At 41.6% G+C, this 19,855-nt stretch carries 13 protein-coding genes, 2 tRNA genes and 2 rRNA genes (1 of these 17 cut by a window edge); 4 read left to right on the top strand and 13 right to left on the bottom strand.

The genetic code is table 11. The annotated features are described in order from the left end of the window. The 8 genes from NMG86_RS15150 to mnmA all read right to left on the bottom strand — a co-directional run. Positions 1–883, bottom strand: a 23S ribosomal RNA gene (locus NMG86_RS15150) (it extends 2,005 nt beyond the left edge of the window). A gap of 214 nt (positions 884–1,097) precedes the next feature. Beyond that, positions 1,098–1,170, bottom strand: a tRNA-Ala gene (locus NMG86_RS15145). A 12-nt stretch (positions 1,171–1,182) separates the two neighbouring features. Continuing rightward, positions 1,183–1,256 (bottom strand) — tRNA-Ile (locus NMG86_RS15140). A 117-nt stretch (positions 1,257–1,373) separates the two neighbouring features. Beyond that, positions 1,374–2,864: ribosomal RNA gene (locus NMG86_RS15135) — 16S ribosomal RNA — on the bottom strand. The 16S and 23S rRNA genes sit together here with 2 tRNA genes alongside, the layout of an rRNA operon. A 549-nt stretch (positions 2,865–3,413) precedes the next feature. After that, positions 3,414–3,851 carry an EAL domain-containing protein gene (locus tag NMG86_RS15130; RefSeq protein ID WP_026797975.1) on the bottom strand — a complete coding sequence of 146 codons (438 nt, stop codon included), beginning with the start codon at positions 3,849–3,851 and terminating at the stop codon, positions 3,414–3,416. A gap of 1 nt (position 3,852) precedes the next feature. Continuing rightward, positions 3,853–6,495, bottom strand: a complete 2,643-nt coding sequence (locus tag NMG86_RS15125) for a diguanylate cyclase (RefSeq protein WP_052338746.1) — start codon at positions 6,493–6,495, stop codon at positions 3,853–3,855. Positions 6,496–6,852: 357 nt separating this feature from the next. Beyond that, entirely contained in the window at positions 6,853–8,145 is a 1,293-nt protein-coding gene (locus NMG86_RS15120) for a M16 family metallopeptidase (protein ID WP_026797974.1), read from the bottom strand. A gap of 190 nt (positions 8,146–8,335) precedes the next feature. Then, a complete protein-coding gene (gene mnmA, locus NMG86_RS15115) occupies positions 8,336–9,424 on the bottom strand; it encodes a tRNA 2-thiouridine(34) synthase MnmA (protein ID WP_026797973.1) in 1,089 nt (362 codons plus the stop codon). Positions 9,425–9,560: 136 nt separating this feature from the next. On the opposite strand from mnmA, the gene NMG86_RS15110 reads away from it, so the two are divergent. Continuing rightward, a complete protein-coding gene (locus tag NMG86_RS15110) occupies positions 9,561–10,532 on the top strand; it encodes an SPOR domain-containing protein (protein ID WP_043938580.1) in 972 nt (323 codons plus the stop codon). Between the two features lie 127 nt (positions 10,533–10,659). Here the strand turns inward: NMG86_RS15110 and NMG86_RS15105 are convergent, their stop codons facing one another. Continuing rightward, positions 10,660–12,393 carry an ArnT family glycosyltransferase gene (locus NMG86_RS15105; RefSeq protein WP_043938582.1) on the bottom strand — a complete coding sequence of 578 codons (1,734 nt, stop codon included), beginning with the start codon at positions 12,391–12,393 and terminating at the stop codon, positions 10,660–10,662. 88 nt (positions 12,394–12,481) lie between these two features. Between NMG86_RS15105 and prfB the strand changes: the two genes are divergently transcribed. After that, a protein-coding gene (prfB, locus tag NMG86_RS15100; protein WP_144018148.1) for a peptide chain release factor 2 occupies positions 12,482–13,604 on the top strand; the annotation gives its coding sequence in 2 pieces (ribosomal slippage) (positions 12,482–12,553 and positions 12,555–13,604; 1,122 coding nt in all). Between the two features lie 208 nt (positions 13,605–13,812). On the opposite strand, the gene NMG86_RS15095 is transcribed toward prfB, so the two are convergent. Next, positions 13,813–14,079: a hypothetical protein gene (locus tag NMG86_RS15095; protein WP_043936938.1), complete on the bottom strand. Its 267-nt coding sequence runs from the start codon at positions 14,077–14,079 to the stop codon at positions 13,813–13,815. A gap of 328 nt (positions 14,080–14,407) precedes the next feature. Here NMG86_RS15095 and NMG86_RS15090 point away from each other — a divergent pair, with 328 nt between their 5' ends. Beyond that, a complete protein-coding gene (locus NMG86_RS15090) occupies positions 14,408–15,640 on the top strand; it encodes a molybdopterin molybdotransferase MoeA (protein WP_026797972.1) in 1,233 nt (410 codons plus the stop codon). Between the two features lie 103 nt (positions 15,641–15,743). Here the strand turns inward: NMG86_RS15090 and NMG86_RS15085 are convergent, their stop codons facing one another. From NMG86_RS15085 to NMG86_RS15075, 3 genes are all read right to left on the bottom strand, one after another. After that, positions 15,744–15,923: a CAB/ELIP/HLIP family chlorophyll-binding protein gene (locus NMG86_RS15085; RefSeq protein WP_026786275.1), complete on the bottom strand. Its 180-nt coding sequence runs from the start codon at positions 15,921–15,923 to the stop codon at positions 15,744–15,746. Next, positions 15,920–16,933: a succinate dehydrogenase/fumarate reductase iron-sulfur subunit gene (locus tag NMG86_RS15080; protein WP_026797971.1), complete on the bottom strand. Its 1,014-nt coding sequence runs from the start codon at positions 16,931–16,933 to the stop codon at positions 15,920–15,922. Before NMG86_RS15080 ends, NMG86_RS15085 begins: the two co-directional genes overlap by 4 nt. A 99-nt stretch (positions 16,934–17,032) precedes the next feature. Next, complete coding sequence (locus tag NMG86_RS15075; protein ID WP_026797970.1) at positions 17,033–18,556, bottom strand: hypothetical protein; 1,524 nt, start codon at positions 18,554–18,556, stop codon at positions 17,033–17,035. A gap of 90 nt (positions 18,557–18,646) precedes the next feature. Between NMG86_RS15075 and NMG86_RS15070 the strand changes: the two genes are divergently transcribed. Then, positions 18,647–19,819, top strand: coding sequence for an RNA-guided endonuclease InsQ/TnpB family protein (locus tag NMG86_RS15070; RefSeq protein ID WP_199918648.1), 1,173 nt, complete (start codon positions 18,647–18,649; stop codon positions 19,817–19,819). Positions 19,820–19,855: the final 36 nt, after the last annotated feature.

The following is a 19,855-nucleotide window of genomic DNA, read 5'->3' as shown; positions in this document are numbered from 1 at the left end:
CCCCCAGATTTTTCCACAACCGCTGTGCCTCAACACATTTCGGGGAGAACCAGCTAGCTCCGGGTTCGATTGGCATTTCACCCCTAACCACACCTCATCCGCCGATTTTTCAACATCGGTCGGTTCGGACCTTCAATTGGTTTTACCCAAGCTTCATCCTGGACATGGTTAGATCACCCGGGTTCGGGTCTAAAAACAATGACGACTTCGCCCTCTTCAGACTCGCTTTCGCTTGGGCTTCGACATTTTCTGTCTTAACCTGCCATTGCCTTTAACTCGCCGGCTCATGCTTCAACAGGCACGCGGTCATCCGTTTAATCGGACTCCCACTGCTTGTAAGCTGACGGTTTCAGGTTCTATTTCACTCCCCTTCCGGGGTTCTTTTCACCTTTCCCTCACGGTACTGTTTCTCTATCGGTCACACAGGAGTATTTAGCCTTACCTCGTGGTCGAGGCGGATTCACACGGACTTTCACGGGCTCCGTGCTACTCGGGATTCAGCTAGGCTTTTTGAGTTTTCGACTACGGGACTTTCACCTTCTCTGGTGCAGGTTTCATCTGCTTTGTCTAACTCTGTCGAGTCCAGTGTCGCTGTCCCACTACCCCAATCGGTAAACCGACTGGTTTAGGCTGTTTCCCTTTCGCTCACCACTACTCGGGAAATCGCTTTTGCTTTCTTTTCCTCGGGCTACTAAGATGTTTCAGTTCGCCCGGTTCGCTCATACCCACCTATTTTATTCAGTGGGCTGTTTTTGGGTTGCCCCATTCGGACACCTCCGGCTCGTTGCTCGCTTCCAGCTCCCCGGAGTTTATCGTCGGTCGCCACGTCCTTCTTCGCCTCTGTGTGCCAAGGTTTCCACCGTCAGCCCTTTCTATCTTGACCACTTGTTTCTCTTTTTTAGAGAATTTCTGTTCGTTTCCGAACTCCTGAACACCAAAACTTTTCCGGGTTTTTTATTCCCGGTTTTGGTTTCATTTTTTGATCCCTTTTGATTCTTCTATGCAGTTTTCAAGGTTCTGGCTGGAACTTTTTCCAGCATTTACTCTTTCTTTCACGCGAAAGCCGTAGTGCTGATTTGTTCTAGGAATATTTTCAGTGGAGGTAAGCGGACTCGAACCGCTGACATCTGCCTTGCAAAGGCAGCGCTCTACCAACTGAGCTATACCCCCACATTTTTTAGGTGGGCCATCCTGGACTTGAACCAGGGACCTCACCCTTATCAGGGGTGCGCTCTAACCACCTGAGCTAATAGCCCTTTTCCCGAACTTTAGATACGTTTGAAAGTCTCTTTCTTTCCTAGCACGACCTGGGATGACTTTTGAGGGTGCTGTTGTTTTGGATTTGGCACTCTCATCAAAAGTAGGTCTCCCTAAAAGGAGGTGATCCAGCCACACCTTCCGGTACGGCTACCTTGTTACGACTTCACCCCAGTCATCAACCCCGCCTTCGGCACCCTCCTCCCTTTCGGGTTAGAGTAATGACTTCGGGCGTGGCTCACTTCCATGGTGTGACGGGCGGTGTGTACAAGGCCCGGGAACGGATTCACCGCAGTATGCTGACCTGCGATTACTAGCGATTCCTCCTTCATGCAGGCGAGTTGCAGCCTGCAATCTGAACTGTGCCAGGGTTTATGAGATTCGCTCTCCCTCGCGGGTTGGCTGCTCTCTGTCCCTCGCATTGTAGTACGTGTGTCGCCCAGGACGTAAGGGCCATGCTGACTTGACGTCATCCTCACCTTCCTCCGGTTTGTCACCGGCAGTCTCGCTAGAGTTCCCAACTTAATGATGGCAACTAACGACGAGGGTTGCGCTCGTTGCGGGACTTAACCCAACATCTCACGACACGAGCTGACGACAGCCATGCAGCACCTGTCTTCTGGTTCCTTACGGCACTCTCCCCTTTCAAGGAGATTCCAGAGATGTCAAGTCCTGGTAAGGTTCTTCGCGTTGCATCGAATTAAACCACATACTCCACCGCTTGTGCGGGCCCCCGTCAATTCCTTTGAGTTTCACACTTGCGTGCGTACTCCCCAGGCGGGAAACTTAACGCGTTTGCTTCGGCACGGCCCGGGTCGATACAGGCCACACCTAGTTTCCATCGTTTACCGCTAGGACTACTGGGGTATCTAATCCCATTCGCTCCCCTAGCTTTCGTCCCTCAGTGTCAGTTATAGCCCAGCAGAGCGCCTTCGCCACCGGTGTTCTTCCTGATCTCTACGCATTTCACCGCTACACCAGGAATTCCCTCTGCCCCTACTACACTCTAGTCTTCCAGTTTCCACTGCCTTTACGAGGTTAAGCCTCGCTCTTTAACAGCAGACTTGGATGACTACCTACGGACTCTTTACGCCCAATCATTCCGGATAACGCTTGCATCCCCCGTATTACCGCGGCTGCTGGCACGGAGTTAGCCGATGCTTTTTCCTCAGGTACCGTCATTGCGTTCTTCCCTGAGAAAAGGGGTTGACAATCCAAGAACCTTCCTCCCCCACGCGGTCTTGCTCCGTCAGGCTTTCGCCCATTGCGGAAAATTCCCCACTGCTGCCTCCCGTAGGAGTCTGGGCCGTGTCTCAGTCCCAGTGTGGCTGATCATCCTCTCAGACCAGCTACTGATCGTCGCCTTGGTGGGCTCTTACCTCACCAACTAGCTAATCAGACGCAAGCCCCTCTCTAGGCGATTAATCTTTTACCTTTCGGCTCATCCGGGTTTAGCAGTCGTTTCCAACTGTTGTCCCCGTCCTAGAGGCAGGTTCTTACGTGTTACTCACCCGTCCGCCACTAAATCCCGAAGGATTCCGTTCGACTTGCATGTGTTAAGCAGACCGCCAGCGTTCATCCTGAGCCAGGATCAAACTCTCCGTTTTGAAGAATCTGTTAGCTCTTCTGTTGACTAATTTAATTAGTCATGTTATTTTTGAGTCATCAACTTTACAGTTGACTCCTCGTTTAGTTTTTTGACTAGGAGTTTGTAAATTCGACTTTCAAACGTATTCTTTTTTCTAGGTTCGGCGCGCTCTCGTCGCTTTCGTTTCTCGAGCGCATTTACTAATTTATCTAATCTGCTCTTGTTTGTCAAGCTTTTTTTTGAGATTTTTTTGTTTTTTTTTGAAATCCTTGTACCATCAGGGTTTGGGCTGTTTTGAGGTTAGGCAGATCTGAGAAATAAACTGAACGCACAACGAAATCCAGCAAAAATTTATTGGACATCGGGATGATACCCATGGCTCAGGGACGGGTTCCCCTGCTTCCACCTTTGAGAAATAAATCTGTTAGTGCCACTTGGACTCCCCCCGTTAAACAGGACTGTTTTACTCTCCAAAATTGGGGAGTAACCATCTTCTGTCGTTATTATAGATTTTGAGATCTGAGATCCTGGCTTTCTATGGGCATATTGTTTCAATACCCAACAATTTTTAATCTGGATTGCGATCCATTTCCTGAGAATTTTTAATCACGGGCAAAATAAAAGGCTGGGGTTTGCCAATGCCATATCCCTGAACATAATCAATCCCAATATTTTTAATTTCTGTAAAAATAGTATCATTTTCAACAAATTCGGCAATGGTTTTAATTTGCATAACGTGACCAATCCGATGAATAGATTCAACAATTTCCAGGGCAATCGGGTCAGTTAGAATTTCTTTAACAAAACCGCCATCAATTTTTAAGTAATCAATCGGAAGGGTTTTTAAATAGGAAAAAGAAGACATTCCACTGCCGAAATCATCCAGGGCAAAGGAACAGCCTAACCTCTTAAAAGATTGAATTAGGTACACGGCTTTTTTTAGGTTGGCAATGGCTACGGTTTCTGTAATTTCAAAACAAATAATTTGGGGAGGAATTTTATACAATTCAAACGGCGGCGGGAATAAATGCCATGGGTGGTACTAATTGACCCGATGTATCTCTTAACCGCAATAGAATTTCCCCGTGTTTAGGAGATTTTGAGGTGGAATTAGTCTCAACAATCGGTTGATAATATAAACAAAAACGGTCTTCTTCTAAGGCTTGGGGAATTTGAGCCGCCCAGCGAATTTCTCGACGTTGTTGAATCAAATCCTGGTCATCGACTTGATACAGGTGAACCCGATTACGACCTTGATTTTTAGCCACATAACAAGCCGCATCCGCAGCACTTAAAATCGTGGCTAAATCGCAGATTTGATCATCAAATCCGACCAATCCAATACTAACTCCAATGGAAAAAACCCTTTCTTTCCAGGTAAAGCGAAAATCTTTAACTAAATTACATAGATAAACAGCTTTTTTATGGGCTTCGTCTAAAGAATAGTTATTTAATAATAAGCCAAACTCGTCTCCCCCTAAACGGGCTAGGGTATCCCTTTCCGTGACTTGATTTTGCAATAAACAACTCAATTGTCTGAGTAATTCATCCCCGGCTAAATGCCCACAGGTATCATTAACAATTTTGAATTGATCTAAATCTAAATAACAAATTGCATGATGACCCGAAGATTCCCGCAACATTTTTAAGGTTTCTGTCACCCGTTTTTCAAATTCACTGCGATTAATTAATCCGGTTAAAGCATCGTGGCAGGCTTGCCATGATAATCGCCGGGTAAGTTCTCTTTCTTGGGTGACATCTCTAAACACTAAAACGGCTCCAATAATTTCACCCTCTCGACTTCTAATGGGGGCGGCAGAATTATCAATAGCTCGTTCTTTTCCGTCTTTTCCCCTTAAAATTACATCATCGGAAAAATCAAAAATACACCCTTCTTCTAAAACTTTTTTAACTGGATTTTCACCAAAATTATGAGTTTGGCTATCAAAAATTTTGAAGATGTCATTTAATGGTAAACCCTTGGCTTCAATTAATGACCAACCTGTTAATTCTTCAGCAACGGGATTCAGGGATTCAATTTCTCCACGACTGTTAGTAGTAATCACTGCATCCCCAATAGATTGTAAGGTGACTTGGGCTAATTCTCGGCTTTGTCTTAACTGATTTTCGCTCGATTCTAAGGCGGCTAACATCAGGGAATTTCTTAATTCTTGGGCGGTTTCAATTTCAACGAGTTTCCAAGGTAGGGATTTTAACTGCACGATTTCTTTCCAAAGTTCAAAAGACCGCCGGGGGGTTAATTTAATCTGTTTTTGCGGTTCAATTTCTATCCCATCCTGGGGATTTCCCGCCCAATCAACGGTTTGAATCACTTCCGGTCTAAACCAAATTAAATGATATTCGCTTTGATTCGGAGACAAGGAAATCGCCAGGACTCCACTAATGATATTCTTATAAGATTCGGCTTGGGGATAAAGTTTAGGTAAACAATCGGTATAAAATATCTCTTGATGACAATATCGAGATAACCATTCTATTAGTTTTTTAACTTCGGTTAAAGGCGGGGTTTGACCGACTAAAATTAAATCTTCTCCAAACCGGATTACTGCCCCTTGAGCTTTGACAAGATTGAGTAAATTTGTTTGGTCTTGAGCTAAGGTTTGAATAAAAGAGGTTTCTAAAGCAGGTGCGTTGAGTAAATTTTTCCGAACTAATTTAAGAATTTCACGGTAATATTCATAATCTTCACTAATTTCTTTATAGGGTAATTCTACCGCCATAACTTGTCCTAAAAATTCGCAGGCTTTGCGGATGGTGTAGGATACATAACGGGGTGAATAATTGTGGCAGGCAATTAAACCCCAAAGTCTATCTTTTTTAATTAAGGAAATAGATAGGGTGGCTTTTACCCCCATATTTCTGAGATATTGTAAATGGCACGGAGATGCTGACCGCAATACCGAAAAACTTAAATCTAGGGGTTTTTGGGTGAGGGGATGAAGCGAAGGAATAATATCAATGGGTTGAGAATCAATATCTACTAATAATCGCAACCAATTTTGCTTAAATAGTTCCCTGGCAAATTCGGGAATGTCAGTATCGGGATAATGTAATCCTGAAAAACTTTCTAAATCTTGTCGCTTATCTTCGGCAATCACAACCCCATTATTATCTTGATCGAATTGATAGATCATCACCCGATCAAACTCAATTATTTTTCGGATTTCCTCCGCCAGAAATTGACTTAAATCTTTGAAATTATTAGCACTTTGAATTTTACAAATTGAGCCTCTGACTAAATGATAAAAATTGATAAAGGTGACATTTTGATCTTGAGTTGGCTCCAGTTCTAAGATAACTATGCCCTGGTGTCGGTGTAAAATACCATCACAAATAATTTTTTTATTCTTAATATGAAAAATTAGCCGAATTGGATTATAATAGTTAAAGTTATTAGTAATTAAACATTCTTGAATTTGAAAAAGTTGCTGTTTGTCTAAAAAATCGCTTAAAGGTCGATTGATCAAAGCAGTAGTGGAAATACCATAGAGTTTCATGGCATTTTGACTAACCTGTAAAATCTTCAGGTCGGTTTCTTCTAAGGTTAACAACAGACCATGAGGTTGAATTCCATCCTGGGTATGAATCAATTCTGGGTTGGTTTGAACATAATCATTATTTAAGATCATCTTTTTGTTTTATACATTTTTCCCTCTTAATAGATGATATGATAGTTGCCGATTATTTATTGTTACAATATTTTAATTTATTCATTCCCTTAATATTAAATTGCATGGAAAATATGAGTAATTGCCGCTTTTGGCAAGCTGAACTACTCATGTTTTCCATGCAACTTTGCTTCAAGTTTAATATAGTAGTCAAGGAAGTTAAGACATCAACAAGAATGTCAAACCCGACAAGATTCAGACTTTTCTTTCAAAATCTTGACAACAAGACTGCTATATATACATCGTAGCTCCATCGGTTCTGAGTTAGCAGGAGGATCTCACGCTATTTCCCCATGGGTTCAAAGCCAGAGTCAACCCCTAAGACTGGGAAGTAGAAAAGGAACTCACGAAAGATTCCGGGCCAACAACGGAAAGATAGGGTTCAATAAAATAGTGGTTAGCGACGTCCAGGGTTTCTGAGGAAGTCACCGCCGCAATATTATTCTGAAATTCCGTATCAAATTCAATCCCCAACCCTAAACACTCATACCAGCCATAAATTTGCGCCAGTTGGGAGTTAGTTTGTTTTCCTAGAGCATATTGACCCAACAGTTTATTTTTAGACACTTGTAACTCATCGGGAGTTAGGGGAATATTAACCAGACGTTCTACTTCGGTGCGTAATCCTTCAATAGCAATTTCGGTATTTTCCGGCGCCGTACCCATATAGACAACAAATTGAGACTGGTCGAGACGGGTGGGGAAAAAAGCCGATACATCGTAAGCTAAACCCCGTTTTTCCCGCAATTCCACAAATAACCGACTGGATAACCCATTTCCCAGATAGGTATTTAAGACTTTTAAGGCTGAATAGTCCTCATGATTGACAGAACTGGTTAAATAGCCCAACATGACAACGGATTGTTGGGTTTCTTGGGGAGTAATGGTGTTTTGGGGATAGGAAGTTAAGATGGGTAGGGATAGGGTAGGTAAGGGAGTAGAAGGGGCCCTCCAGTCACCAAATACCTGTTGTATTTGTTCTAGGGCTTGTTCTAGGGTCACGCATCCGGCGATGGAAATAATTAAATTATCAGGACGAAAATAGGTTTGATGGAATTCTTGTAGGTCAGTGCGGCTGATTTGGGCAACGCTGGCTTCGGTTCCTAGGATGGAGAGGGCGTAGGGATGATGTTGATACATCTGTTGTCGCAGTTGTTCAAAGGCGACGGAGAAAGGTTGTTCCCGTTGTGAGCGAATTCCTTGGAGGGTGATGCGACGTTCTAGTTCGATTTCTTCTTCGGGAAAGGAGGGAAACCGTAATAACTGACCCGTTAGACTTAAGATTTCTTGAAAATCGGAAGCAACGGTTTTTAGACTGAGTAAAAAGTAATCCGTTGAGGTGTCTGCACTTAATTTAGCCCCTACTGATTCAACTTGTTCAGCAATTTCCAGTGAAGAAAGCTGGTCTGTTCCTTTGGTTAATACCGCCGCTAATAGATGGGATAATCCTGCTTTTTCTTGGGGTTCCCATCGGCTTCCTGTGCGTAAAAATAAACGAGTTGCAACAATATCAGCGGCAGGATTTTGGGTGACTAGCAACACAATTCCGTTATCGAGAACTGTGCGATGGACATTACGAATGGCATTAGATGGGGTTAAAGTTTGGGTCACAGTTCCTCTATTTTTCCTTCAAGGTCAGGGGGTGAGATCGGCATGGGTAATGGGTAATGGGTAATGGGTAATGGGTTTTGGGTTTTGGGTAATCCCTATTTCTTCCTATTGCCCATTGCCTATCCCCTATTCCCTGTTACTGCATTTTTTAACACAAATAAACCCCAATTTGTCATCGTTCAATTAAAACTTATTTTTGAATATCAATAATTCCTCCGCCTAAAACTAAATCTCCGTCATACCAAACTGCTGCTTGACCCGGAGTAATCCCAAAGATGGGTTCATCAAAAATGAGTTTAACGCAGGAACCGATTTTGGGATCAATTTCTGCTCCATCTGGGGGATGAATCGGAATCACGGTAACGGGCTGGGGTTCCGACCGATAGCGAATTTGGACTTGGGCACGAATGGGGGTGTTAGGTGTCCCTATCCCCACCCAATTTACTCGTTTAATCGCACATTCAGTTTGTACCGCACTTTCTTTGTCCCCCACAATCACTTGATTCCGACCCGCATCAATCCCAACAACATATAGGGGATTGGGAGCCGAAATTCCTAAGCCTTTGCGTTGTCCAATGGTATAATGATGAATGCCTTCATGTTGTCCTAAAACTTGACCCTTGGTATCAATAATATCGCCTTTTTTTCCCGTAATATATTTATCTAAAAAAGCCTGCATGGAGCCATTCGCTTCTACTAAACATAAATCTTGACTTTCGGGTTTGTCGGCGGTTTTTAATTCATATTGATTAGCAATTTGACGGGTTTCAGTTTTTAAAATTTCTCCCAGGGGAAATAGAGTTGCAGCAAGTAACTCTTGGGTTAAATCGTATAAGAAATAAGACTGATCTTTATTGCGGTCTAGGGCTCGTTTTAATTGATAGCGATCGCTCTTTTCATCATATTCGATTCTAGCATAATGACCCGTGGCAATTCGATCAATTCCTAACTGTTCCCGAGCATAATTTAACATCGGGCCAAATTTCACCGTCCGATTACATTGAGAACAGGGTAAGGGGGTAATTCCCTCCCGGTATCCATCCACCAAATAGTCTATAATATGGGTTTGAAATAAATCTCGACTATCCACAATATGATGAGGAACACCTAATTGTTCACAAATGTAGGCTGCATCTACCATCCCTTCAGAACAGCATTGTCCTTTTCCCTTCATCAACCAAAGGGTTAAGCCCACCACCTCATAACCTTGGTGGTGTAGCAGGGCGGCGGCGGCGGAACTATCGACTCCACCCGAAAGACCTACAACAACTTTTCTCATAATTCCATTAGAATAACTTGCTAATCTTGATCAACTAACCTAACTTTAATCTTGACTGTTCTGCCAATTTTGATTAATCTGAACTGACTTACTTACCAATATCAAACGAACCCACTCAAAACGGGAGAACACCAAAATGTCATTCCATTCCATTGTAATACAGAAAAAAACAAATCGCCTGACAAAATTGATCTGGAAAATACCTCTATTTTCTAGTCTGATGCTATTAGGGGGATATGGAGCCATAGTTTCCCCTGTTTTAGCTCAAGAACGCTATGGGGTTTATGTCAATGGCGAAAGTCCTTTTCTCCTAGAAGTCGTGCAGCAAATTCAGCCCGGAGCCATGATGCAACGATATGATAATCGTAACATTATTGATCTTGGTATTTATTTTAATCAAAGTGAAGCTCAAAAACTGATTGAAAATTTAAGAAGACAGGGAGTTCAAGGAGAAATTATTAACTTAAAATCTGGAGAAGATTTCAATAGTCCAGTCCAGGTTAATCCCATGGTGATTCCCCCTGACCAAACGGATATTAAAGTGATTAAAAGTTCGATTCCCACGGGTCAACTTCCGATTACAACAGACTTAGGATTATATCAAGTTTACGTCAGTCCGACTACAAATTCTTTAAGTGCAGTCCGCCAAATTTCTCCCAATGCTCGAACATCAACCTATCAAGGACAATTAATTATTCAAGCGGGCAGTTTTGTGAATCAATCTAATGCTGACCAACTTCGTCAAAAGTTATCCTTCGCGGGGATTTCTTCGACTATTATTAATAGTACCGCACAATTACAAGCATTTTTAGCTAGTATTCCCAATATCCCCCCGAATACTTTGCCCGCCTTTCCGGGTTCTGGTTTAGGATTAGGGAATACCGATAGCTATTTTATCTTAATTCCTAGCCAAAGAAACCAACTGGTTTCTTTGGCTGAAAATGTGGTAGCTTTGGGCATTCCTTCCCAAAGTATTCAGATGCAACAGGCGACTGCTAATCCGTTTGTTGCAGTTGGCCCTTTTGCCAATCAACAGTTAGCTAAACAATGGGAAACTTACTTGCAAAGTTCGGGTTTATCTCGCGCTATTGTTTATTTTGGGAGATAATATTCAGTTAGATATATTGTAGGAAGAATATCTTTAACCCTATAGCGCTACGCATTACAGTTAGGACACTTCTAAATCCAACAAACTCATTCGCTACTTACTTTTTCCTCCCCCCCTAGCCCTGGGTTTACGGGGGGTTTGGGGGGATTTTTCCCTGTTCCTCAGTGCGTAGCGCTATAGAATTGGTATGAGTTATTAAAATCCAATCGGAAGTTTGATCAATTTTTTTAACTTTGTTTAAATTTAATTTTTTCAGGGTATTTTCTTTTAATAGTAAGTAGGGTTGATCCAGGGTTTGCCATTTGTCTTTTAGGGTGATATCATTAACCGCATGAATATGGCGATCGCTATAAAAATTCAACGACGGACGCCCAAAAGGATGACCCATATAAATTTCTTCTCCGGGGGGTGTTCCTTCCCTAATCATAGTCGCCACGGGTTTAACAGCAAAATCTTCATTCAATTCCCAAACCCAATAATTGGAAGTAAAAAATAACAATAAAGATACATAGGTTCCCCAAAATAAAACTATCAAAAATTGTCGATCTTTTTGGCTAATTAAAACCGATACAAAGGACATTGTTAACATCAAAGCTCCCAAGGTAAATTGTAAATCTCTTTGAGCGATAAAATTACGATTACCCCAAGAAAGCATCCCGCCAAAATAACAATATCCAATGGCTGAAATGATCGCTAATAGAATAAAAAATGGTAAGAGTTGATCGGGCGTTGGTTTAACAAAATGTTCATATTTGCCTCGCCCCACTTTCCCCAATTTCCATAACCCAATATCCCGATCTCCTTCCTTCCAAACCTCCGCCAAATATCGCCCCACCGCCAAGGCTAAAACCGGATAAATCGGTAAAATATACCAAGGTAATTTGGTGGTCATCAATGAAATAGCGACAAAATAAATCCCAGCCCAAACTATAATTAATTTAGCCCAACTTAAATTCCGATTTTGCCAAGCTAATTTTAATCCCTGGGGTAAAAATAAGAGCCAAGGCCAGCCATATTTGAAAAGTTCCAATAAATAATACCAAATCGGCCCGGAATGGTTCTCAACAGGTTGCCAAACTCGTTGTAAAGATTGATCGACCAAATTTCCTTGAATAAATCCCTGTCCATAATAAATCCATTGTGCCCCATACCAAAAACCCACGGGTACTAAACCAAACCCTAAACCCAACCATAGATAGGGACTGGTTAACAAGCGAGGCGTATCCCAAAATAGGAAGAAAAAGGCGATCGCACCTAATAATAATCCTAAAAAAATTCCCTTAGTTAAACATAATAAACCAAAGGCAATTCCCGACCCTAAAGCAAACCTTAAATCCCGTCGAGAACGCAACACACACCAAACTAAAACTAACCATAAAAATATCACTGTTCCATCTAACATTGCTAACCGTCCTTGACGGATAACAGGCATTAAAGTTAAATAAACTAAAGCTGAAAATAGAGCCGAAGTACGATGGCGAAATAGTTCCAAACCAATACCATATAAAATAGGAACCGAAATGGCTGTTAATAGTGCAGAAGGAAGCCGCGCCATCCATTCATTAACGCCCCCAATTTGATAGGCAAAAGCGATTAACCAATGCACTAAAGGAGGCTTATTCAAATAGGGAATTCCATGCAAAGTTGGATGAAGCCAAGTTTGTTGTCCTCGGCCAATTTCCCGCGCCACTTGAGCCGCTAACCCCTCATCCCAATCTCGCAGGGGGACTCCACCTAGATTCAGTCCATAGAGGGTCAGCGCCGCTACCAATAAACCCAAAAACCATAATAAATCAACCCAACGATCAACAGGACGCATTTGGCGCAAAGGACTGTCTCCAGTAAAAATTTGACGTGACATAGTTTCGATGTTAACTGTTGACTGTTTCCTAATTTCCGCTAAAATTAAAAGTGTACCTTTTAGTATATAAAAACGGTTAGCGATCGCAATGGATGTTTTAGAAATTAAACGAGAAATCGAACTGTTGTCTGAGCACCTGGGTAAAACCCAGGACTATCTTTGACCTTCCTGCACTTCAAGCCAAAATTCAAGATTTAGAGCAAGTTTGTGCCCAACCCGACTTTTGGGATGAGCAAAAAACCGCACAACAAACCCTTCAACAGTTGAATGATCTTAAATCAATTGTGCAGCAGCAGGAACACTGGCGGCAAGCGATTGAAGATACAAAGGCTATCTTGGAATTATTGGAGATAGAAACCGATGACTCCCTTTTAGAAGAAGCAACAGCTACGGTTTTGCGACTAAATCGAGAATTTGATCAATGGGAATTGCAACAACTTCTATCTGGGATTTATGATCAACATGGTGCTATTTTAACCATTAATGCCGGAGCGGGTGGAACTGATGCTCAAGACTGGGCAGAAATGCTGTTACGGATGTATACTCGTTGGGGAGAAGCTCAGGGATATAAAGTACATTTAACCGAAATTTCTGAAGGGGATGAAGCGGGAATTAAATCGGTTTCTTTGGAAATTGATGGTCGTTATGCTTATGGGTATTTGAAAGGAGAAAAAGGAACCCATCGTTTAGTTAGAATTTCACCTTTTAATGCCAATGATAAGCGACAAACCAGTTTTGCTGGGGTGGAAATTATGCCAATTTTGGATAATTCTATTCAGTTGGATATTCCTGATAAAGACCTAGAAATTACCACCACTCGGTCGGGAGGAAAAGGCGGTCAAAACGTTAACAAAGTTGAAACAGCCGTGCGTATTGTTCACCTACCCACGGGACTCGCCGTGCGTTGTACTCAAGAACGTTCTCAGTTGCAAAATAAAGAAAAAGCCCTAGCATTGTTGAAGGCAAAATTATTAATTATTGCCCAAGAACAACGGGCAATAGCGGTTGCAGAAATTCGCGGGGATTTAGTCGAAGCAGCTTGGGGAAATCAAATTAGAAACTATGTATTTCATCCCTATCAAATGGTAAAGGATTTACGCACCAATGAAGAAACAACGGCAATTCAGGATGTCATGGATGGAGATTTAGATGCGTTCATTCAAGCCTATTTACGTCAGGAAAATCAAATCCTAGAACCCCAAACTGCCTAGATTTTATACTGTAGGGGCGGGTTTTTCCCGTCCAACTTAATTAATATGACCACATTACAGCAGTTACCCCTATTGAGTAAAAGTTTAGTCCAAAAACTGGTAAAATAACTAAGATTTGATAAAATAATATTACTGATAATAACCACAATTACCAATCTGCCCTTATTATGTTGACAAGGGCAAAGGATCAGATTTTATCCACTAATCTTTAATATTCGCAGACTGATAGGTAATTTTCGACATATTGCCAATGGTCATCACCATAGCTTTCTTTTAACAGGTTTCGGGTTGCCATTCCCAGAATTAATTCTCCTTCGTGGGTATAGGAAATTTTATGATCGACCTGGGTTTCTTCATCCCCCAAAAGTTGTTTTAGGGTACTGAGAGTATTGGCAAAACTCGCCAATACATAATGCTCTTTGATCCACTCCTCGGGATCGGGGATGATGCTTTTAGTCCGGTTTGGTTTTATCATGGTTATATCCCAGTAAGGCGAGGGGTTAATAAATTTTAGTCTTAAAACTCAGAAATCGTTTTGATTAGTGTTTAATATTTGATCCTGTTCTAATTGTGACAAAAATTTTAATCAGTTTCAGTGACGCTTATTGGGGAAGAATGATGATCAATTCCCGCCTTTTTTGTGATACAGATCACAGAAAGCCAGACAAAAGAGAAAAAGTTGACCTTTTGATCTCAAAACCGGTTCTAAAATCCGGTGTGGAGGTTTAGGGAGATTTGATATTAAGTATAATTCAACTTTACCACAGTAAAGATCATCTATAGTCAATCCTAGAAAAATAATCATGTTACCTGTAGAACAAGCAGAATCAATAATATTAAGTTTAGTCCAACCTTTGGATGCTGAAATTGATCAAGAAAAGGTGGCAATAACTCAAGTTTCTGGTCGAATCTTGGCGAAATCGGTTGTAAGTTCATTGGATTTTCCCCATTGGGATAATTCGGCAATGGATGGATATGCAGTCCGATATCAAGATGTTGCGGATGCTTCCATAGACCATCCTAAACTATTAGAAATTATTGAAGAAATCCCGGCTGGATCTACTCCTAAATCTACAATTAAAATGGGACAAGCTGCCCGAATTTTTACAGGTTCTTGTATTCCAAATGGTGCAGATACTATTGTAATTCAGGAAGATACAAAACGGGAGGGAAATCAGGTTAAAATTTTATCGTCTCCCACCAAACCCCAGGCTTTTATTCGACATCAGGGCTCGTATTACAAAGCAGGAGAACCCCTGCTTACTCCTGGCATTCCTTTGGATGCTGCGGAGATTGCGGTGTTAGCAGCGGCACAATGTACCCAGGTTCCGGTTTATCGACGGTTGCGGGTGGCGTTATTATCAACGGGGGATGAATTAGTCACGGCTGATACCCCTTTAAAACGAGGACAATTAGTAGACTCTAATCAGTATGCGTTATTCACGGCAGTTAGGAATTTAGGGGCGGAAGTGATCGAATTAGGGATAATTCCTGATCGACCGGATGTGTTAAAAAAAGCCATTTCTGAAGCGATAGAAACAGCCGATATTGTGATCTCAACCGGGGGGGTTTCTGTTGGGGATTATGATTATGTTGAGGAAATTTTAACGGAATTAGGGGGAACTATTCATATCCAATCGGTGGCGATTAAACCGGGAAAACCTTTAACAGTAGCCAAATTCCCGAATTGTTTATATTTTGGTTTACCCGGAAATCCTGTTTCTGCTTTAGTAACATTTTGGCGGTTTGTCCAACCTGCAATTAAAAAACAATCGGGGTTATTATCTCAGTTTTGGGGGCCAGAATTTGTGAAGGCGCGATCGCGTCAAGAGTTAAAAGGAGGAGGAAAACGGGAAATTTATGTATGGGGTCAATTATGTTTAATTGATGGGGAATATGAGTTTCAATTAGCCCCCGGAAGTCAAATTTCTGGTAATTTAATTAATTTGGCACAAACAACGGGTTTAGCAGTTTTACCGATTGGTCAATCTCAAATTAATGTGGGGGATATTGTTAAGGTATTGAAAATTCGTTGATTGATTTCTATTTGTTATTGAGCTTTAAGAACCTAAAAAATTTGTTTTGAATATGGGGTCAGTAATTTGCGTAGAGACGTTATAAATAACGCCTCTACAAAACCTAACGTAAACCCAACCAAGTGAATAAATCTTGATGGGTAAAAAATTCTAATACAATTAATAGAACAAATCCCAACATGGCAAAACGGCCGTTAATTTGTTCGGCGTAGAGAGTCCAACCCATGGCGGGTTCGGGTTGGGGGTTGGGTTGGGCTGGAGTAGAAGGTGTGGAAGAAGTCATGGTTGTTTTTCTAAGTCTTGAATTGATTGAATTAGCGATCGCACGGTTTCTGTGCCTTCAGATGGTTCAAAGGTCAAGGGAAATTTACCCCGCATGATCACCCGCATTCCCACGGGCCCTAAGCTGAGTAACCCCTTGAGATCGCGGAAATAATTCCCCACTACCATTACAGCAAATTTGCGTTCATCTACCCAACCTCCCTGTTTTACCAATTCCACTAAAACCTTCCGGTGGCGGATGGGACGGCTGGCGCTGGCATCTTTGCGTTCTAGGATTTCATGTTTAATTTTAGTAATCTGATCCAGGGGGGCGACCTCCATCGGACAAACAGAGTTACAGTTAAAGCAACGGGTACAGCCCCAAACCCCGTTGGTTCCTTCGCTATATTGTTCTAAACGTTGTTCAGTTTTGGCATCCCTGGAGTCGGCTACCATCCGTTGAGCTTTAGCTAAGGCGTGGGGCCCGACAAAATCCGGGTTAACTTCGACGGCATTACACTCGGAATAACAAGCCCCACAGAGAATACAGTTGCCCATTTGATCAAGTTGGGATCGTTCTTCTGGGGTTTGCAGAAATTCCCGTTCAGGAATAGCCCGACCTGCGGTACTAATATAGGGTTCAACGGTTTGTAAGTTGTCCCAGAAACGGTTCATGTCCACCACCAAGTCTTTGATCACGGGAAAATTCCCCATCGGGGCAATAGTCATTTCTGGGATATCGTTTGAAGGAGTATGACTGGAGTTCGCCTCGGCAATTTTTTGTAAACGGGCAACTTCACTGCCAATATTTTCCTTACAGGCTAACGCAGAACGGCCATTAATTCCCATGGAACAACTGCCACAGATGGTATTGCGACAGTTTTTTCTAAAGGCTAAAGTCCCGTCCTGTTCCCATTTAATTCGGTTAAGACAGTCTAAAATAGTATTTCCGGGTTCGACATCGAGGAGATAACTTTGCACCTCCCTTGAGGTATTAGGACTTTGGCGGACAATATTAAACTTAACTCTCATATTTTTACACTGATTAGTTAATTTCGTAGTAAGTCCTTTAGGACTCTCTTAGCCCTAAAGGGCTTACTACTTCTTAGCCCTAAAGGGCTTACTACTATTTTAGGGTAGCCATTGGGGATGGAAACCAAAAAAGGGCAATTCTTCTGGTTTAACTTGAGGTTTGGAACCATCGGTAGGCGTATCTATCATTAATGGTAAAATCCAGATGCGACTGGTTTTAATTGTATCTCCTGCTTGGGTTTTTGTAGCTTGACTCGAATCATTAGATTCACCTATTCCAATAACGGTTTGATCAAAAAGTAAGGCTAATCCATCGGGAGACAAACTGATATTAATTTCTTGTTGGTTAGGTAAAATCACAAAGGGAACAACTTGTTTAGTTTTGATATCAATTGCTACAATATAAGGCTGTTCTTTGTAGACTTCAGGATTATCCAAAACTTCAGTAATTAAAGAATATAAAAGGCTATTACTGGGATCAAATTCGGCACTAACAATATTCCCAAACGGCGGGGTACGGTAGAGTTCCTGTTCTTGTCCTTGGTTATTAACTATAAATAGTGATCGGGTTCCATCGGGATTAAATTTTAACATCGCTGCCGCACTACCATCATTAGCAAATCCTAAAACTCGACCAAATTTTGGTAAAAATTCTAAGGGTTTAGCATCGGGTTTTAGAGGTAAAATTGTTGTTAAATCAGGCCCTTGAGCAATAACCAGAGATTGACTATCTGGAGCAATTAAGAAGTCTCCTCCTTGTATATTTAAGGGTTTAGGAGATTTTCCGCTTTCAATAAACCAGGGACTGGCATCATTAGGATTAGTTTGACTAACCCTTTGAACTACAATAATTTTACCATCTGGGGATAAATCAAATTTTAAATTTCGATAATATTTAGCATCTAAAATCTTTTCAATTTTTCCGACTGGTTGAGCAGGTTCAGGATCTTCTCCAGGGGATTGAGGATTAATTCCTGTGGCAACAGTATATAATTCAGGTGAAATCGATCCTTGTTTTTGTTCGGATTTATTAATAGCAGAAAAAAGAATTTTATCCCCTTTAGGATAGATTTTAAAATCTAAAACAACTAAATCTTCAGGAGTTAAAATAATAGGTTTAGGTTCTTTTTCACTTAGATTAACTAAAACTAATTTTCCTTCTTGATTTTCCTGAACTCCAATATAAGCAAAGGCGCGATCGCGACTTCTAAAAAAGCCATTAAAGGGTTGAATTAATGTTCCTGGTTTATCGCCATATAAATGGTCTCTAGCTCCTTTTAACTGCACACTAAAGGGGGTTCCATAGGGTACAGGTTCCGATAAGGTATAGGCCATGCGTCGTCCTGCCCAACTAATTTTACCAGGTAAAGGTGGATCAATTTGAAAGTTTTTTTCTACACTTTCCCGATTCATAGGACGATTGAAAGTCAGCAATAATCCCATGTCTTCTGCCCCAATTTGTTTGTTTTGCCAACTAAATTCTTTGACTTGGGGAGTGGTGCGATCGCCTGTTAATAAAACAATTCCGATTAATACGGTTAAAACTGTAATTAAAATCCAGGCGGCTTTATCTAAGGGTTCAACCCATTTTAATTGTTTGAATTTTGAGATGGTATTGTTCATCGAAAAATTGGGTAGAAACCCCGTCGTTCTACGACGGCTTTATATTTTTAATTTAACACATTCACAAAAAGATATACTATAATGTGAGGTATGGAAAAAGCATTCAATTACCGATTTTACCCAAGTCCAGAGCAAGAGTCGCTATTGCGACGCACTTTGGGTTGTGTAAGGTTGGTTTACAACAAGGCTCTCCATGAGAGAACTCAAGGATGGTACGAAAGACAAGAAAAAATTGGATATAACCAAACATCCTCTATGCTGACCAAATGGAAAAAACAAGAAGACTTGGATTTTCTTAATCAAGTTAGCTGTGTACCAATACAACAAGGGTTGAGACATCTTCAATCGGCATTTGCTAATTTCTTTGCAGGAAGGGCAAAATATCCCAACTTCAAGAAAAAAAGGAATGGTGGTAGTGCTGAATTTACAAAGTCGGCATTTAAGTTTAAAGATGGAAAAATCTACCTGGCGAAAAGTGTTGAGCCTTTAGATATTCGATGGTCTAGGCAGATTCCAAAAGGATGTGAGCCGTCCTCTGTAACCGTTAAGATGCACCCGTCGGGACGTTGGCATATTTCCATTCGTTTCGATGATCCAACAATTAAGCCATTGCCTGTTAATGATAATGCGATTGGGATTGACTTGGGTATTACAAGCCTGATTGCTACCAGCAACGGTGAAAAAGTGTCTAACCCCAAACAATTTAAGAAGCATTACAAAAGACTGAAACGGGCGCAAAAGAATCTTTCTCGTAAACAAAAAGGTTCCAAGAATAGGGAAAAAGCGAGGATTAAGGTAGCAAAAGTTCACCTGAAAATTGCAGATTCCCGTAAAGATTTCTTGCATAAGCTGACGACTAACTTGGTACGCGAAAATCAAACGATTGCCGTTGAGTCGTTAGCAGTTAAGAATATGGTCAAAAACCACAAGCTCGCACTGGCTATTTCTGATAGCGGATGGAGTGAGTTGATTCGGCAATTAGATTACAAGTGTCTTTGGTATGGGCGTAATCTAGTTAAGATTGACCAATGGTTCCCTAGTTCTAAACGCTGCGGGAACTGTGGTCACACAATGGATAAATTGCCGCTAAATATTCGTGAATGGAAATGCCCTAAGTGTGAGGTAATCCATGACCGAGATCTCAACGCGAGTAAAAATATTTTGGCTGCGGGACTCGCAGTGTCAGTCTGTGGAGCGACTGTAAGACCTGAACAGAGTCAATCTGTAAAGGCGGGTGCTATGAAGCAGAAACCTAAATCGTGAGGTTTGGGAATCCCCGCCCGTTTTACGGCGGGGTGG

The organism is Planktothrix rubescens CCAP 1459/22, from assembly GCA_904830895.1.
Taxonomy (GTDB): domain Bacteria; phylum Cyanobacteriota; class Cyanobacteriia; order Cyanobacteriales; family Microcoleaceae; genus Planktothrix; species Planktothrix agardhii.
Note: the sequence above shows the minus strand (reverse complement) of the source record. Positions and strands in the feature narration are given on the sequence as shown.

Bases quoted from the DNA above. Each gene is read 5' to 3' on its own strand.
- NMG86_RS15125 (WP_052338746.1), bottom strand. From the start codon at position 6,495: ATGATCTTAAATAATGATTATGTTCAAACCAACCCAGAATTGATTCAT.
- mnmA (WP_026797973.1), bottom strand. From the start codon at position 9,424: ATGAGAAAAGTTGTTGTAGGTCTTTCGGGTGGAGTCGATAGTTCCGCC.
- NMG86_RS15110 (WP_043938580.1), top strand. From the start codon at position 9,561: ATGTCATTCCATTCCATTGTAATACAGAAAAAAACAAATCGCCTGACA.
- NMG86_RS15105 (WP_043938582.1), bottom strand. From the start codon at position 12,393: ATGTCACGTCAAATTTTTACTGGAGACAGTCCTTTGCGCCAAATGCGT.
- NMG86_RS15095 (WP_043936938.1), bottom strand. From the start codon at position 14,079: ATGATAAAACCAAACCGGACTAAAAGCATCATCCCCGATCCCGAGGAG.
- NMG86_RS15090 (WP_026797972.1), top strand. From the start codon at position 14,408: ATGTTACCTGTAGAACAAGCAGAATCAATAATATTAAGTTTAGTCCAA.
- NMG86_RS15085 (WP_026786275.1), bottom strand. From the start codon at position 15,923: ATGACTTCTTCCACACCTTCTACTCCAGCCCAACCCAACCCCCAACCC.
- NMG86_RS15080 (WP_026797971.1), bottom strand. From the start codon at position 16,933: ATGAGAGTTAAGTTTAATATTGTCCGCCAAAGTCCTAATACCTCAAGG.
- NMG86_RS15075 (WP_026797970.1), bottom strand. From the start codon at position 18,556: ATGAACAATACCATCTCAAAATTCAAACAATTAAAATGGGTTGAACCC.
- NMG86_RS15070 (WP_199918648.1), top strand. From the start codon at position 18,647: ATGGAAAAAGCATTCAATTACCGATTTTACCCAAGTCCAGAGCAAGAG.